Here is a 15,874-nt window from a genome sequence, read left to right on the forward strand (position 1 = left end):
CCTGTTGGGCGGACATTGCGCGGGCGACGTGCGCGACCGCGCGCGGTTGGCCTCGATCGACGCGCGCTGGCGGCGTCAGGCGCAACGGCACGTCAGCCCACAGGACTGGCGCAAGCTGCTGGCGGACCTGCCCGCGCTGGCGCAGGCCTGGAACCAGGCCATGGAGATCTGGACGCAGGGCGGCCGCCAGGCCACCTGCGACGTATGGATGCTGCGCATGAAGGCCGCCTTGATGGCGCTGGGCTTTCCCGGCGAAGGCGTGCTGGACAGCGTCGGCTATCAAGTGATGGGCGCGCTGGGCGATGCGCTCGGCAGCTTTTCGGCGCTGGCGCCGGCCGCTGGCCGCCTGGGCGGCGTGGCCGCCGTGAACCTGCTGGAAAGCGTGGCGCGTTCCGCCTCCTTCCAACCGCAGCGCGACCCCTTGGCGCGCCTGGACGTGCTGGGTTTGCTGGAGGCCGAGGGCGGCTATTGGGACGGCGTCTGGATGCTGGGCCTGACTGACGACGTGCTGCCCGCGTCGCCCAAGCCCAATCCGCTGCTGCCGCTGGCCGTGCTGCGCCAGGCCAAGGCGCCGCGCGCCACGCCCGAACGCGAGCGCGAATGGGCCGAGGGCATGTACGCCGCGCTGTGCCGTTGCGCGCCCGAGATCATCGTCAGCCACGCGCACATGGACGGCGAGCGCGAGCTGCGCCCGTCGCCGCTGATCGCGGCCGCGGCGTTGACGGATTGGAAGCCTGCCGCGCTTGAAGCGCTGCGGGTCTTGCCGCAGGAATCGCTGGATGACGCGCAGGGCCCGGCGCTGGCGGCCGGCAACCGAGGCGGCGGCGGCCTGGACGTGCTGGACACGCAGGCCCGCAATCCGCTGTGGGCCTTTGTGCGGCATCGCCTGGGCGGACGCGAAATGGCGCCTTACGCCGACGCGGCCACTGTCAACGTGCGCGGCCAATTCCTGCACAAGGCGCTGGAGCTGGTGTGGGGCATGATGCCCGACCAGGATACGCTGCATGAGGTCATGGCCACGGGCCGCTTGCCGGCCCTGCTGGAACAGGCGGTGGCGCAGGCCGCGGACGAAGAACTGAAAGACTACGCGCCCGCCTTGCGCACGCTGGAGTGCCAACGCGCCCAGACCGTGCTGGCATCCTGGCTGGACATGGAGGCGCAGCGCCTGCCCTTCGCGGTAGCCCAGGTGGAAAAGAACCACCAATGGCAGCGCGGCGCGCTCAACCTGAAGCTGCGGCTGGATCGCATCGACACACTGGGCGACGGCCGCAACGTCATCGTGGACTACAAGACTGGCGTGGCGGCGGCCAAGCCCGAACCGGACTGGTCGCGCAGCCGCCCCGTGAACGTGCAGTTGCCGTTCTACGCATCGGTGCTGGCGGACGCCGCGGGCGGCGAAGTGGCGGGCCTGGTGCTGGCGCAGATCCATGCGCGGCAGGTCGCCGCGCAGGGCCTGGCCGACGAAGACCTCGGCGTGCCTGGCGTCACGCTTGCCAGCGACAGCAAGTACTTCGACGGATTGTCCTGGCCCGAAATCCGGCAGCGCTGGCGCACGGCCATCGAAGCGCTGGCCGACGAGTACGCCGCGGGCTACGCGGCCAACGTGGCCTATCGCCGCGACGATCTGAAATACTGCGATGCATTGCCGTTCCTGCGTTTGCATCTGGACGACGAGGACGCTTGAGCCATGGCTGAACAAGAACGCTTGCCGCACGACCACGTGGCGCGCGCCGACGCGCTGGACCCGACACGTTCCTTCCTGGTGCAGGCGCCCGCAGGTTCCGGCAAGACCGAGTTGCTGACGGACCGGATCCTGGCGCTGCTGGCGACCGTGAACCGCCCGGAAGAAATCGTCGCCATCACCTTCACGCGCAAGGCCGCCTCCGAGATGCATGCGCGCGTGCTGAGCAAGCTGCGCCGCGGGCAGGACGCGCCGCCCGAGGCCATGCACGAGCGCCGCAGCTGGGAACTGGCCCGCGCCGCGCTGGCGCGCAACGAAGAGCAGGGCTGGCACCTGCTGGACCATCCCGCGCGGCTGGCCATCCGCACCATCGACTCGTTCTGCGCGGGCCTGGTGCGCAGCATGCCCTGGCTGTCGGAGCTGGGCGGCATGCCGGAGATCACGGATGATGCGCGCGCCCATTACGAGGCCGCCGCGCGCGCCACCCTGGACCTCGCCGACGACTACGAGGCCGTGCGCATCCTGCTCAAGCACCTGGACGTGGATGTGCAGGCGGCCAAGGAGGCCATCGCCGACATGCTGGGGCAGCGCGACCAATGGCTGCCGCTGCTGCGCCATGGCTCCGACCGCGAAGGCATGGAGGCCATGCTGGCCGAGGCCATAGGCGAAGATCTGGATGCGCTCAGCGAGGCCATGCCTTACGGCTGGGCCGAAGCCCTGTGCGGCCCGGCCCGGCTGGCTGCCGCCAATCTGCAGGATGGGGAAGCGGAAAACAAGCTGCTGGCCTTGCTGGACTGGACGGAAGAGCCTCCGCCTGACGCCGAAGCGCTGGAGCTATGGCAAGCCGTGGCGCACCTGTTGCTGACCAACACCGGCACCTTGCGCAAAACCGTCAACAAGAACCAGGGTTTTCCGGCCAAGTGCGCGCACAAGGAACCGTTCGTGGCGTGGCTCGAAGCCGCCGACGCGGACGCGGCCTGGGTGCGCCGCCTGCATGCCGTGCGCGACGTCCCCGCGCCGCATTTCACCGATGCGCAATGGGAAGTGCTGGGCGCACAGCTGATGACCCTGGCGCTGGCAGTGGCGCAGCTGCGGCTGCGCTTTGCCGACACGGGCGAGGTGGACTTCATCGAGATCGCGCAGCGCGCCGCGGCGGCGTTGGGCAGCGCCGACGATCCGGGCGAATTGCTGCTGAAGCTGGACGCCTCGATCCGCCATCTGCTCATCGATGAATTCCAGGACACCAGCCAGACGCAGCTGGACCTGCTGCGCACCTTGACCTCGGGCTGGCAGCAGGGCGATGGCCGCAGCCTGTTCCTGGTGGGCGATCCGATGCAGTCCATCTACCGCTTCCGTAAGGCGGAAGTGGGCTTGTTCCTGGAAGTCGCCGACATCGGCGTGGGCGAGCTGCAGCCGGACTTTCTCAACCTCACCGACAACTTCCGTTCGCAGGCGGGCATCGTGGATTGGGTCAACCAGTCGTTCGCGCAATTGCTGCCCCGGCGCAGCGACGCGGCGGCGGGGGCCATCGCCTACAGTCCGTCCACTGCCTTCCACGAAGCATTGCCGGAGCCGGCGGTACGCTTCCATCCAGCCTGGTCGCGCGAGGGCGCTGCCGCCGCCGAGACGCAGGCCGAGGATATCGCGGTGGAACTGGTGCGCCAGGCGCTGATCGACCACAAGGGCGCCAAGCACCCCGTCGCGGTGCTGGTGCGCGCGCGCAGCCATCTGGGCAACCTGACCCGCCGCCTGGCGCAGGAAGGCATACGCTGCCGGGCGGTGGACCTGGTGCCGCTGGCCTTGCGGCCGGTGGTGGCGGACCTGGTGCAGCTGGTGCGGGCCTTGTCGCACCCCGGCGACCGCCTGGCCTGGCTGTCCGTGTTGCGCGCGCCATATTGCGGCCTGACGCTGAACTCCTTGCAACGCCTGTTCGGCGACGATCACGTCACACCGGTGCCGGTGCTGCTGGAACGCGCGCTGCGCATCGCGCCGCAGACTGCGCCCATGGCGGCCACGAGCGCGCCGCAAGGCTCATTGTTCGACGTGGCGCCCGCAGCGCCGGAAACGCCAGCGGCGCAGAACGTGCTCGGCGCCGACGAATTCGAGCGCTTGCGCCAGGTGGCGGCCATCTTGCTCGACAAACGCAACGCCGCTGGCGCCATGCCTTTTGCGGCCTGGGTGGAATCGTTGTGGCGCCGCCTGGGCGGCCCGGCGCTGTATGCCGGCCTGTCCGTGGCCAACGACGCGGAAAGCCTGTTCCAGTTGATCGAGCGCCTGGCGCCGCATGGCGCCATCGACGTCGCCGCGCTGGACACCGGCATCGCGCGGCTGTTCGCCGCGCCGGACGCGGCGGACGAAGACACGGGCGCGGTCGAAATCATGACCATGCACAAGTCCAAGGGCCTGCAGTTTGAAACCGTCATCCTGTACGGCCTGCATCGCGCGCCGCGCGGCGATCAGGCGCCGCTGGTGCGCTTTGAACAAAGCAGCGGCCGCGTGCTGTTCGGCCCGGTCAAGCCGCGCGCCGAAACCGAAGCGGACCCCTTGTCGCGCTACCTGGGCGCACGCGAGGCGCGCCGCGCATCCTATGAAATCGACCGGCTGCTGTACGTGGCGGCGACGCGCGCGCGCAAGCGCCTGCACCTTGTGGGCCACGTATCGGTGGACGAGGCCAGCGGCCAGGTCAAGACGCCGTCGTCCGCCAGCCTGCTGGGACGCTTGTGGCCTTGCCTGGCCGTGCCGGTTCCGCCCTCATTGGACGGCGAAACGATGGTGCAAGAGGCCGACGGCCCCGAGTGGCAAGGCGAGCCCTTGCGGCGCGTGGACCGCGCGGGCCTGGGCCAACTGGCGCGCATGGCGGACGTGGCGGTCAGCCCCGGCTTTGGCGCGGCGGCGCGCGGGGCTTGGAGCGAGGGTGGAGAACATCCCGCGTGGCAACTCGAAGCCGGCTACGACGCGGCCATCGGCACCTTGTCGCACGCCTGGCTGGCCCGCATCGGCCAAGACGGCGTGCATGCCTGGTCCGCCGACGCGTTGGCGCAGCGCCTGCCCGCCATGCGCCGCCAACTGACGCGCGCAGGCATTCCCGCCAGCCAGGCAGACGCCGCATCCGAAGCTGTGCTGGAAACCCTGCAAGCCACCCTGGCCGACGATCGCGGCCTGTGGCTGCTGTCGCAATCCGGCGCGCGCCGTGAATGGCCCCTGATCGACGCCGCCGGCAAGGTGTCCGTCATCGACCTGGCCCTCAGCACCGAAGACGGCTGGCTGATCGTCGACTACAAAACCGGCCGGCCGCATCCGGGCGAGGCGCCAACTGCCTTCGCCGCGCGCATGCGGCAGCGGCATGGCGACCAGTTGCTGCGCTATTGCGCGCAGGTCACGGCGCTGGACGGCCGTACGGCGCGCGCCGCGCTTTACTTCCCGCGCGCTCGCGCCTGGATCGATCTGTAGCTCGGGCCGCCGGCCGGCGGCCCTCAGGTGAACGAGCGTACCGAGTTGTTGATGCCGCGGGCGCAATCGAACACCAGCGGTCCCAGGCGCGCCAAAGCTTCTTCGAGGGTCCAGCGGCTGGTCGGCGCCACGATATGCACGGCCGCAACGGGCGTGCCGCGCTGGCCCATGATGGGCGCGGCGATCGTCATGTCGCCCAGGAACAGTTCTTCCTTGTTGTGCGCGATGCCTTCGCGCCGCGCCTGCCGAACGATCTCCATCAGCTTCGCCGGATCGGTCTCGGTCCATTGCGTATGGCGCTGCAGCGCAGAGGCGTCCAGGATGGCCTGCGCCTGTTCTTCCGGCAGCGCGCCCAGGTAGGCGCGGCCGCTGGCCGTGCAGTACATGGGGATGCGGCTGCCGATGGGCATGTGGATGGGAATGAACTTCGCCGCCACGACCCGCGACACATACACCATCTCGTGGTCCAGGGGTTCGGTCAGGTTGACCGTTTCCCCCGTGATATTGGACAGCTCGGCCAGGAAGGGATTCGCGGCCTCGACCAACGGGTCGGCCGCGATGTAGTTGTAGCCCAGCTCCAGGACCCGCAGGGTGGGGCTGAACTTGCGCGTCTTGGGCGACTTGCTGATGAGCCCCAGCTTTTCCAGCGTGTACACGGTGCGCTGAGCGGTGCTGACGCTCGTGCCCACGGCTTGCGCCACTTCCGACAGGGACATTGCGCTCTGCGCGCCACGGAACGCGAACAGGACTTTCAGTCCCCTCGCGAACGAGTGATTGAACATGCCATCGTCGACTTCCAGTTCGGCCTGTTCCAGCATTTTTAGGCTCCTCGTTTTCCCGTATTTTGGGTATTAATTACCGCCTAGCGATAATAATAAACCTTCATGCGGGATTTTACTATTGCCCAAAGGATGCTGGCTCCAATATCCTGCGCTCATTCATCGGTTTTGCCGGAGTGTGTGAGCATGGGGCAGGGTCAGAAAACAGCGGGGACGCCGATCCTCCAGATCCAGGACGTCACCAAGACGTTCGGCGCGTCGATGGCGTTGAAGGGTGTGAGCCTGGACGTGCGCGAAGGCGAGTTTCTGACGCTGCTGGGCCCCAGCGGCTGTGGCAAGACCACGCTGATCCGGATCATTGCCGGCTTTGAAACGCCTACCTCGGGCGAGGTGAAGATAGACGGACAGTCGATCCTGTCATCGCCGCCGTACCGCCGTCCGCTCGGGATGGTGTTCCAGAACCTTGCCCTGTTTCCACATCTCACCGTCGCCGAGAACATCGGCTACGGCTTGAGGATGCGGCGCGAGCCGCCCGCCGCCATCCGCGGCAAGGTGGAGCAGTCGCTCACGATGGTCGGCCTGGAGGGCTACGGCGCGCGCTATATCGGCCAGATCTCGGGCGGGCAGAAGCAGCGCGTGGCGTTGGCGCGCGCCATTGTCATGGAGCCCCGGGTGCTGCTGCTGGATGAGCCGCTCGGCGCCCTGGACATGAAGATCCGCCGCCAGATGCAGACCGAGTTGAAGCTGATCCAGGAAAAGCTCGGCACCACCTTCATCTTCGTGACGCACGACCAGGAAGAGGCGTTGACCATGTCCGATCGCGTCGCGGTGTTCCGCAACGGCCTGATCGACCAGGTCAGCGACCCCGCCACCATTTACGAAAAGCCGCAGACCCGCTTTGTCGCTGAATTCGTGGGCGACACGAATTTCTTCGAAGGCGTGGTGCAGGCCGGCGCGGCCCGTCTCGACTGCTCGGAACTCGGCTGCGAATTCGATCTGCCGGACTCGCGCTTCGCGGCAGGCAGCGCCGTGGGCATATCGCTGCGGCCGCAGCACCTGAAACTGGCGCCCACTGGCAGCGCCCGCTTGCAGGCCCGGGTGGAGCGCCGCGTCTACGCCGGACAGAACACGCGCCTCTGGCTGCAGGCCGGCGCCCGGACCCTGATCGCCGATTGGCCGGCGCAGGACGGGAAACCGTTGCCGGCGCAGGGCGAAACCGTCGGACTGACCTGGGACGACAGCTGCATTTCGGTCGTATCCCTCTAGCGCTGTTCACTCTCACAGGAGTCGCACAATGAGCACCTATCGATTTGCCCACTGGACCGCTGCGGCGGTCATGGCCGTCTGCGGCGCTGCCAGCGCGCAGGAAATCACCATGGCCACCTGGGGCGGCGGCGTGGGAGCGGCGTGGCGCGAGGCTTACGCGGAGCCCTTTACGAAGGAAACGGGAATCGGCGTGAAGATCGTCGAAGTCCCGACTCCCGAGGCCCAGGTGCGCGCGCAGAAGGACGCGCCCAAGTTCAATGCGGCGCTTTCGTCGTTCTTCGAGGCCTCGCAGATGTACAGTGACGGACTGCTCGAAGATTTCGACATGAGCGAAGTTCCCGCGCTGAAGAACGTCCCGGAGAAATACCTGCTCAAGGCGCCTTCCGGACGCCTCATAGGCGTCAGCACCTACTTCGCGTACTACGGCATCGCGGTCAACAAGGATCTTGCGAAACCTTCCGACTTCTCTTCGTGGAAGGCGCTGGGGGATGCCAAGTGGGCAGGAAAACTGTCGGTCACCCGTCCGGTCTACAGTTCGGCCTACGACCTCACCATCATGTCCGTAGCCGAAGGCGGCAACGAGCGCGACACCGCCAAGGGCCTGGCGCTGCTGACCGCCTTGGGCAAGAACTCCCTGGCGATGTATAGCTCGATGGCGCAGATGAACCAGCTGCTGCAGCGCGGCGAGGTGACGGCTGCGCCCTACTACTCGACCCGCGTCTGGCAGATGAAGCGCGACGGGCAGTCCAACATCGAGATGGTGATTCCGAAGGAGGGCGCGCTGATCCTGCCGTACATCGTGGTTGTGCCCAAGAAGGCGCAGGGCCGCGCCAGCTACCTGAAGTGGCTGAACTATGTGGCCCAGCCGGAAGGCCAGTCGCGCATTGCCGATATTGCCGGCTACCTGCCGCTGAACAGCACGGCCAAGCTGTCTCCCGCGACTGAAAAGGAACTGGGCCAGCCGCTGGCGGCCCTGCGCGACCAGCTCTATCAGCCGGACTGGAACTACATCGCCGAATCCCGCAAGTCGCGCATCGAGCTGGTCGAGCGCGCGATGGCGGGCGCCGGCCGGTAAGCCCGGAGAAGCCGCAATGAAATCGACCCGGCCGCCGCTGATCCTGCTGCTTCCCCCGGCGATCCTGATCCTGATGTTCCTGACCGGGATCGCCTATCTCGCCGTGGAATCGCTGCGCACCGCGGACGGCTTGGGCCTGGGCAATTTCGTGCGCTTCTTCGAGCGGGCCGATTATGTCGCGGTACTGCTGCGCACGATAGGGGTCGCGCTGGCCGTCACGTTCTTTTCCGTGCTGGTCGGCTATCCCATCGCCTATGCGATTTCGCGCTATCGCGGCAACCGCAATTTCCTGATGATGCTGGTCATCACGCCGTGGCTGGTCAGTGTGGTGGTGCGCACCTACGGCTGGGTGGTGATACTCGGTCCAAAGGGCACGCTGAATTCGCTGTTGCTGTCGCTGGGCGTCATCGATACGCCGTTGCGCCTGATTTTCAACATGACCGGGGTGGTGATTGGCCTGGTACATGTCTTCAGTCCGTTTTTCATCGTCTCGGTGCTGGCGGTGCTGCTGCACCTGGATCGGGCCCTGGACGAGGCCTCGCAGACGCTGGCTGCGGGCCCGCTCAAGACCTTTTTGCACGTCACCCTGCCGCTGAGCCTGCCGGGCGTCATCACCGGCGCCATGCTGGTCTATCTGCTGTCCACCGGAGCCATCGTCACGCCGCTGTTGCTGGGTGGCGTGCGTGACGGCATGCTGGCCACGCAGATCTACCAGGACGTGCTGCAGGTCTTCGACTATCCGAAGGCAGCCAGCATGGCGATCGTGCTGTTGCTGGCGGCATTCTCGCTGGTCATTCCCTTGCAACTGCTCGAACGCCGCGTCGCGGCGCGCGTGTCCGGAATGGGAGCCTGATATGCGCTGGCTATACCGCTTGTTGCTGGTTTTGCTGTTTGGCTTCCTGCCCTTGCCCATCCTGGTGGTGGCGGTGTCTTCGTTCACGTCATCCGGCTACTTCACCTTGCCGCTGGCGTCGCTGTCCTGGCGTTGGTATCTGGAGTTCTTCACCGATCCGCAATGGTTGGGTCTGTTGGCGGTCAGCGCCGGCATCGCCTTGCTGGTGGCGTTCATCAGCACATCGGTGGCCCTGCTGGCCGCGCTGGTGCTGGACCGCAGCCGGATCAGGGGCAGCGGCATTATCGAAGCGCTGATCATGCTGCCGCTGGTATTTCCCAATGCGGCGCTGGGCGTGGCGTTCCTGGGCCTGCTCGGCCTGCTCGGCGTCAGCGGTTCGTACCTGGGCATCGTGCTGGCGCATTGCATCATCACGCTGCCGTTCGCTTACCGCCCCATCCTGAACTCCCTGCGCAAGCTCGACCCCGCGCTGGGAGAGGCCAGCATGAGCCTGGGCGCACGGCCCGCGCAGGTCTTGCGCACCGTGACCTTGCCCATGCTCAAGCCGGGGCTGATCACCGCCTTCCTGTTCTGCTTCATCGTGTCGTTCGACGAGGCGACGATCACCGTCTTCCTGGTCGCGCCGGACGTCAACACCTTGCCTGTGCGCATCCTCACGCAGATACAGGAAAGCGCCAGTCCCGTAATCGCCGCCATCGCCACATTCCTGATTGTCTTCACGCTTGCGCTGGTGCTGCTGCTGGAACGCACGGTCGGCCTGGAGATGTTCGCCGCGCCAGAGCGCGACCACTGAATCGATTTTTCATGCCCGGAGCGCGATATGTACGAGATCCAGCCCGAAGATGCGGAGCTTCTCAAACACTTCAGGACGACGACCACCAAGAACCGGCCGCTGAAGTTGAACCGCCTGCTCAACCGATTGCGGATGGAGCCCATGGCCGGCAAGCAGGTCATCGTCTGCACCCAGCCTTACTCGGAGTACGCCATCGGCACGCTCGGGGCGGGGCGGGGCGATCCCGTCGAACTGGCGCCGCAGCGCTACGCCAAGCTGGCCGATGCCCAGTGGGCGCTGCTGAAGATCCGCTGGGCCATCCATTCCCCTTATCCCTGGCCGGCCGACCTGGACTGAACGCAGGCCGCAACACCGTGTCGCTCGAACCAAACTGACGGAGCTTGTATGTACGAGATCCTGGGGTACCCCAGCACCTGGACGATCGCGCCGGGAGAGACCATAGAGTTCAAAGTGAGTTGCGCGCATGCGCTGCGCTATGACGCCGACCTGGTGCGTATCCGCAGCGGCGACGTCTCGCCCGGCGCTCCCGGCTTGAAAGAAACCGTGGTGATGCGGGGCATCGCCACGGCCGTCGCCGGACGTCCCCAAGCCACCGAGATCGGTTCGCGCGCGGTGGCGCCCGCTTTCGACGAGCCTGTCACGGGCTGCAAGAGCTGGATCCTGGCGGTGATGCCGACCTTGCCTTGCAACGGTGGCGATCAGGCGATCCTGTCGCGCTGGGATGACACCGCGCGCGTCGGATATCTGCTGGGCCTGGATCGGGACGGCTGCCTGTTCTGGCAGCAGGGCAGCGGCGGCAAGAGCGAGCGCGTCACGCTGGGATTGCCCATGACGGTGCGCCAGTGGTACCTGGTGGCAGTGACGCTGGACCTGGACTCGGGGGCCGTCGATCTGCGGCAGATGCCCGCCAATCCCTTGCTGGCCGTGAATTCGCATGCGCAGGCGAGCAGCCGGCTGCCGGCGATCGATCCGGTCGCGCTGGCGCGGCTTCCGCTGACGATGGGCGCGGCCGCCACTGGCCTGCCGCGCCCGCAATACGCCAAACACTTCAACGGCCGCCTGGATTCGCCCACGCTGCTGCCGTATGGCGCCGGGGATGCAGACCTGGCGCAATTGCGCGTCGAGGCCCAAGGCCGCCGCCATGCCGCGCCGCCACTGCAGGCCTGGGATTTCTCGCAGCGCATCGACAGCGATGTGCTCGTCGATACGGCCAGACCCTGGTCGGAGGGGCGCATCGAGAACCTGCCCTCGCGCGGCGTGCCCGGCCTGCGCTGGGATTCCAGCGTCATGTTCTGGCGCGAACGTCCCGACCATTTCGCCGCGCTGCACTTCCATGAGGACACCCTGGAGGATGCGCGCTGGGAGACCGATTTCAGCCTGACCGTGCCTGACGACCTGCCCAGCGGCCTGTATGCGGCGCGCCTGACCGGCGCGGCGGGAGAGCAGGAACGCATCACCTTCATCGTGCGGCCGAAGGCTGGCGGGCCGCGCAAGCGGATCGCGTTCCTGGCGTCGACGGCCACCTATATGGCGTACTCGAACTCGCACTACCGTTTGGATGAAGAAGGCATGGAAATGAAGTCCGGCAACTTCATGGTCCTGTATCCCTGGGAGACCTACCTGGGCGAACACCGCGAGTTGAGCCTTTCCATGTACGACACGCATTCGGACGGCTATGGCGTCTACTACGCCTCGCGCTTGCGGCCGGTCTTCAGCATGCATCTGCAATGCCGCACCTGGTCGCTGAACGGCGATACCCACTTCCTGGACTGGCTGGACGAAAAGGGCTTCGACTACGACGTCATCACGGACGATATGCTGCACGCCGAAGGCTTGCAGGCCCTGGAGGGCTACAGCGTGGTCATGACCGGGGCGCATCCCGAGTACTGGACCACGCGCATGTGGCAGGCAATGGTGGCGTACCAGGGGCAGGGCGGCCGCCTCATGTACATGGGCGGCAACGGCTTCTACTGGCGCTGCGCCTACCATCCCGAAAAGCCTTGGTTGATGGAACTGCGCCGCACCGAGACCGGCGCCCGCTACAGCGAGACGCCGGCCGGGGAGAGCTATCACAGCTATACCGGCGAATATGGCGGCACCTGGCGCCGCATCGGGCAGGCGCCGCAGACGCTGACTGGAATCGGCACGACCGCGACCGGGTTCGATGCCTCGTCCTACTACCGTCGGCGGCCCGAAAGTCGCGACCCGCGCGTGGCCTTCATGTTCGAAGGCGTGGCGGATGAAATCATTGGCGATTTCGGCAGCAGCGGAGGCGGCGCCGCGGGCGACGAGATCGATCGCGTCGACTACCGGCTGGGCACGCCGCCGCATACGCTGATCGTTGCCCGCTCGGAAAAGCACACGCGCTACTACAACGTGGTGCCCGAGGAGACGACCTACCACCATCCCACCATCAACGGTGAGGAAGCCAAGCACTGCTACGCGGATCTGGTGTTCTACGAGTGCTTGAACGGCGGCGCGGTTTTTTCCACGGGCTCGATCACCTGGGGGGCGTCGCTGGCCTGGAACGGCTACGACAACAACGTGTCGCGCATCACGGCGAACGTGCTGGCCCGGTTCGCTGATGCCACTCCCTTCGTGTTCCCCCAGGCCAGCGGACGCTGAGATACACCATGCGCGCACCAGACTCGGCCGACGCCCGGCAATCCTTGTGGCAGCAGACCGCAGGGCAGGCGCCCCAGGCGCCCGCCTTGGCGGCTTCCCTCCAATGCGACGTCGTCATCGTCGGCGCCGGCATCACCGGCTTGTCGACCGCCTTGCACCTGAGTGAACTCGGACTGCGCGTTTGCGTGTTGGATGCCCAGGAACCGGGCTGGGGCGCCTCCGGCCGCAACGGCGGGCAGGTCATTCCCGGCATCAAGCACGATCCGAAGGCGATCCTGGCGCGTTACGGGAAAGCGCTGGGAGAACCGCTATTGCAGATGGTGGGGTCCGCCTCCGACGCGGTATTCGAGCTTATCGAAAAGCATGCCATCGCCTGCCATGCGATGCGGACTGGCTGGATACAGCCGGCCCACTCTGCTCGCGCCTTGGAAACCGTGTCGGACCGCGCCCGGCAGTGGCTGGATCGTGGAGCAGCCGTGGAAATGCTGAACCAGGACGCTGTCAGCGCAAGGCTGGGCACGGACCGGTTCCTGGGAGGCTGGATCGACCGGCGCGCCGGCAGCATCCAGCCCCTGTCCTACACCCGCGGATTGGTGGCAGCGGCGCAAGCGGCCGGCGCGTCGGTGCATGGCCATACCCGCGTCACGGCGCTGGAGCGGTCCGGCCAGCAATGGCTGGCGCGCACGGAGCAGGGCGCCACTGTGCGCGCCGAGCACGCGCTGATCGCGACCAATGGCTACACCAACGGGCTATGGCCCGGACTGCAGCGCAGCGTCATCGCCGCCAACAGCTTCATCGTCGCCACCGGACCGCTGGATGCGAAGGCCTGCGGCCACATCATGCCCGGCGGCGTGGTGGCCTCGGACTCCCGCCGCCTGTTGCTGTACTTCCGCCGCGACCACGAGGGCCGTTTCGTGCTGGGAGGCCGGGGCCACTTCGCCGACCCCGCATCGGAACAGGATTGGGACCACCTGGTGCGCGGCGCGCGCATGCTGTTTCCGGAACTGGCCCGGATTCCGTTCACCTATCGCTGGGCCGGCCGGATTGCCCTGACACGCGATTTCGTGCCGCATGTCCATCAGCCGTCGCCCAACCTGCATGTCCTGCTGGGCTACAACGGCCGTGGCGTTGCCCTGGCGACGCAGATGGGCCGCTATCTCGCCCGGACCATCGCCAAGGGCGAGCCCATGCCGTACCCCGTTACCCCGATCAGGCCGCTGCCGTTCCACGGCCTCAAGCGCTTCTACATCGCGCTCGGCGTCGCCTATTACGGCCTGTGCGACAAGCTCTCATAGACGCCAGCCCCACCCTCCAGAGAACGCCATGACCATCCAACACATCCCCCAGACCCGCGACACCGCCCAGCTGGACGACCTCGGCCCGGTCGGCATCCCGCTCAGCGAACCCGCCTGCGCATTGCGCGCCAGGAAAATAGTGATCCCCGGCGCCGAAGCCACCAGCGCCGGCATCTGGGAATGCTCCCCCGGCCAGTTCCGCCGCCAGGTCCAGGAAGGCGAAATCATGCACATCCTGGCCGGCGAAGGCTCCTTCACCCCCGACGGCCAGCCCCCGCTGCAATTCCGCGCAGGCGACACCCTGGCCATGCCGCCCCATACCCAAGGCGTCTGGGATATCCGCAGCACTGTCCGCAAACTCTACGTCCTGGCCCCCGCCAGTTAAACGGAGAACCAAGCGTCCAGTGAACGAAGACCAGAGCAAGCGCAATCCGCAGACCCCACAAGGCAAAGCGAAGCGAGCCGAAAGGACCAGCGAAGCGAAGTCCTCACTCCCTCCCCCTCGGGGGGAGGGCTGGGGAGGGGGCCCACATACTGCCCCCTGGGGCCCGCCGGCCGAGATGCTAGCAAGCAAGCGAAGCGCAGCTCTGCTAGAATCTCGACTGGCGGGCCCCTCCGCATGGTTCGGCGGTGAACCTGGTCAGGTCGGGAACGAAGCAGCCATAGTCGTTTAGGGTCAGTGCCGGAGTAAGGCTCGCCAACCGGATTCTTCAAAGCAACGCGTCATGCCAAACCCATGACGCGTTTGTTTTCAAGGGGGACGGGGTTATTTTCCAAGGATATCTTCCACGGGAATAAACCCGTCCCCTTTGCGTTTCAGGCCAGCTTCCGAAACAGGCTCTACAATCCACCCATGACTTATCTGGTACTGGCCCGCAAGTGGCGGCCGCGATCGTTCGATACCCTCGTGGGACAGGATCACGTGGTGCGCGCGCTGACGCATGCGCTCGACACCCAACGCCTGCACCACGCCTGGCTGTTCACCGGAACCCGGGGCGTGGGCAAGACCACGCTTTCGCGCATCCTGGCCAAGTCGCTCAACTGCGAAACGGGCATCACTTCCAAGCCTTGCGGCGTGTGCCGCGCGTGTACGGAAATCGATTCCGGGCGTTTCGTCGACTACCTCGAACTGGACGCGGCCTCGAACCGCGGCGTCGAGGAAATGACGCAGCTGCTGGAGCAGGCGGTGTACGCGCCGGGCGCGGGGCGCTTCAAGGTCTACATGATCGACGAAGTCCACATGCTGACCGGGCACGCGTTCAATGCCATGCTCAAGACGCTGGAAGAGCCGCCGCCCCACGTCAAATTCATACTCGCCACCACCGACCCGCAGAAAATTCCGGTGACGGTGCTGTCGCGCTGCCTGCAGTTCAACCTGAAGCAGATGCCGGCGGACTCCATCGTCGGCCATCTGCAGGCCGTGCTCGGCCAGGAAGACGTGGGTTTCGAGGTGCCGGCCCTGCGGCTGATCGGGCAGGCGGCTTCGGGCTCCATGCGCGACGCCCTGTCGCTGACCGACCAGGCCATCGCCTACAGCGCCGGCAACCTGACCGAGGACGCCGTGCGCGGCATGCTCGGCACCATCGACCAGCGGCACCTGGTGCGCCTGCTGGACGCGTTGTCGGCCGGCGATGCCAAGAGCGTGCTGGCGGTGGCGGATGAATTGGCGATCCGCGGCCTGTCTTATGCCGGCGCCCTGGCCGACCTGGCCGTGCTCTTGTCGCGCGTGGCCATCGAGCAGCGCGTGCGCGGCGTGACGCCCGCCGAGGATCCCCTGGCCGGCGACATCGCCTGGCTGGCGCAGGTCCTGCATCCCGATGCGGTACAGCTTTTCTATTCGGTGGCGGTGCATAGCCGCAGCGAACTGACCCTGGCGCCCGACGAGTACGCGGGTTTCATCATGGCCTGCCTGCGCATGCTGGCGCTCAATGGCGACGCTGGCCCGCAGACCGCGCTGGAAGCCCCCGCGGCTCCGGCCCGCCAGACGGCCGATGCGGCCGCGGCGCCCGCGCCGGTTGCCGCGCCTGCACAAGCGCAAGCCCAGCCCGCACCTGCTC

The 15,874-nt window shown here is 66.8% G+C and carries 12 protein-coding genes and 1 other RNA gene; 12 read left to right on the forward strand and 1 reads right to left on the reverse strand.

The genetic code is table 11. From position 1 onward, the window contains the following. Nucleotides 1–1,684 (forward strand): PD-(D/E)XK nuclease family protein (locus WBB14_RS28390; protein ID WP_424242708.1); only part of this gene is annotated, 1,684 nt, incomplete at its 5' end. 3 nt (nt 1,685–1,687) lie between these two features. Then, nucleotides 1,688–5,131: a UvrD-helicase domain-containing protein gene (locus WBB14_RS28395; RefSeq protein WP_424242709.1), complete on the forward strand. Its 3,444-nt coding sequence runs from the start codon at nt 1,688–1,690 to the stop codon at nt 5,129–5,131. Nucleotides 5,132–5,154: 23 nt separating this feature from the next. Here the strand turns inward: WBB14_RS28395 and WBB14_RS28400 are convergent, their stop codons facing one another. Next, the gene (locus tag WBB14_RS28400) at nt 5,155–5,949 is read right to left on the reverse strand and encodes an IclR family transcriptional regulator (protein ID WP_424242710.1); all 795 of its coding nucleotides are present in this window, start codon (nt 5,947–5,949) and stop codon (nt 5,155–5,157) included. Nucleotides 5,950–6,096: 147 nt separating this feature from the next. Between WBB14_RS28400 and WBB14_RS28405 the strand changes: the two genes are divergently transcribed. The 10 genes from WBB14_RS28405 to dnaX form a co-directional block, all read left to right on the forward strand. Continuing rightward, the gene (locus WBB14_RS28405) at nt 6,097–7,176 is read left to right on the forward strand and encodes an ABC transporter ATP-binding protein (RefSeq protein WP_424242711.1); all 1,080 of its coding nucleotides are present in this window, start codon (nt 6,097–6,099) and stop codon (nt 7,174–7,176) included. A gap of 28 nt (nt 7,177–7,204) precedes the next feature. Beyond that, entirely contained in the window at nt 7,205–8,251 is a 1,047-nt protein-coding gene (locus tag WBB14_RS28410; protein ID WP_424242712.1) for an extracellular solute-binding protein, read from the forward strand. A 16-nt stretch (nt 8,252–8,267) separates the two neighbouring features. Further along, entirely contained in the window at nt 8,268–9,104 is an 837-nt protein-coding gene (locus WBB14_RS28415) for an ABC transporter permease (protein ID WP_424242713.1), read from the forward strand. Between the two features lies 1 nt (nt 9,105). After that, the gene (locus WBB14_RS28420) at nt 9,106–9,897 is read left to right on the forward strand and encodes an ABC transporter permease (protein ID WP_424242714.1); all 792 of its coding nucleotides are present in this window, start codon (nt 9,106–9,108) and stop codon (nt 9,895–9,897) included. Nucleotides 9,898–9,924: 27 nt separating this feature from the next. Continuing rightward, nucleotides 9,925–10,233, forward strand: a complete 309-nt coding sequence (locus WBB14_RS28425) for a small subunit of N,N-dimethylformamidase (RefSeq protein ID WP_207465430.1) — start codon at nt 9,925–9,927, stop codon at nt 10,231–10,233. Between the two features lie 48 nt (nt 10,234–10,281). Continuing rightward, nucleotides 10,282–12,522 (forward strand): N,N-dimethylformamidase beta subunit family domain-containing protein, encoded by a 2,241-nt coding sequence (locus WBB14_RS28430; RefSeq protein ID WP_424242715.1) that lies wholly within the window; start codon nt 10,282–10,284, stop codon nt 12,520–12,522. A gap of 8 nt (nt 12,523–12,530) precedes the next feature. Further along, the gene (locus WBB14_RS28435; RefSeq protein ID WP_424242716.1) at nt 12,531–13,817 is read left to right on the forward strand and encodes an NAD(P)/FAD-dependent oxidoreductase; all 1,287 of its coding nucleotides are present in this window, start codon (nt 12,531–12,533) and stop codon (nt 13,815–13,817) included. Between the two features lie 28 nt (nt 13,818–13,845). After that, on the forward strand, nt 13,846–14,202 hold the full coding sequence (locus WBB14_RS28440; protein ID WP_424242717.1) for a cupin domain-containing protein: 357 nt from the start codon (nt 13,846–13,848) through the stop codon (nt 14,200–14,202). Nucleotides 14,203–14,421: 219 nt separating this feature from the next. Then, nucleotides 14,422–14,519: signal recognition particle sRNA small type (ffs, locus tag WBB14_RS28445), an RNA gene on the forward strand. Nucleotides 14,520–14,670: 151 nt separating this feature from the next. Beyond that, nucleotides 14,671–15,874 (forward strand): DNA polymerase III subunit gamma/tau (gene dnaX, locus WBB14_RS28450; RefSeq protein ID WP_424242718.1); only part of this gene is annotated, 1,204 nt, incomplete at its 3' end.

Origin of the sequence: Achromobacter sp., from assembly GCF_049647645.1 — a bacterium.
GTDB lineage: Bacteria > Pseudomonadota > Gammaproteobacteria > Burkholderiales > Burkholderiaceae_B > Achromobacter.

Bases quoted from the DNA above. Each gene is read 5' to 3' on its own strand.
- WBB14_RS28395 (WP_424242709.1), top strand. From the start codon at position 1,688: ATGGCTGAACAAGAACGCTTGCCGCACGACCACGTGGCGCGCGCCGAC.
- WBB14_RS28400 (WP_424242710.1), bottom strand. From the start codon at position 5,949: ATGCTGGAACAGGCCGAACTGGAAGTCGACGATGGCATGTTCAATCAC.
- WBB14_RS28405 (WP_424242711.1), top strand. From the start codon at position 6,097: ATGGGGCAGGGTCAGAAAACAGCGGGGACGCCGATCCTCCAGATCCAG.
- WBB14_RS28410 (WP_424242712.1), top strand. From the start codon at position 7,205: ATGAGCACCTATCGATTTGCCCACTGGACCGCTGCGGCGGTCATGGCC.
- WBB14_RS28415 (WP_424242713.1), top strand. From the start codon at position 8,268: ATGAAATCGACCCGGCCGCCGCTGATCCTGCTGCTTCCCCCGGCGATC.
- WBB14_RS28420 (WP_424242714.1), top strand. From the start codon at position 9,106: ATGCGCTGGCTATACCGCTTGTTGCTGGTTTTGCTGTTTGGCTTCCTG.
- WBB14_RS28425 (WP_207465430.1), top strand. From the start codon at position 9,925: ATGTACGAGATCCAGCCCGAAGATGCGGAGCTTCTCAAACACTTCAGG.
- WBB14_RS28430 (WP_424242715.1), top strand. From the start codon at position 10,282: ATGTACGAGATCCTGGGGTACCCCAGCACCTGGACGATCGCGCCGGGA.
- WBB14_RS28435 (WP_424242716.1), top strand. From the start codon at position 12,531: ATGCGCGCACCAGACTCGGCCGACGCCCGGCAATCCTTGTGGCAGCAG.
- WBB14_RS28440 (WP_424242717.1), top strand. From the start codon at position 13,846: ATGACCATCCAACACATCCCCCAGACCCGCGACACCGCCCAGCTGGAC.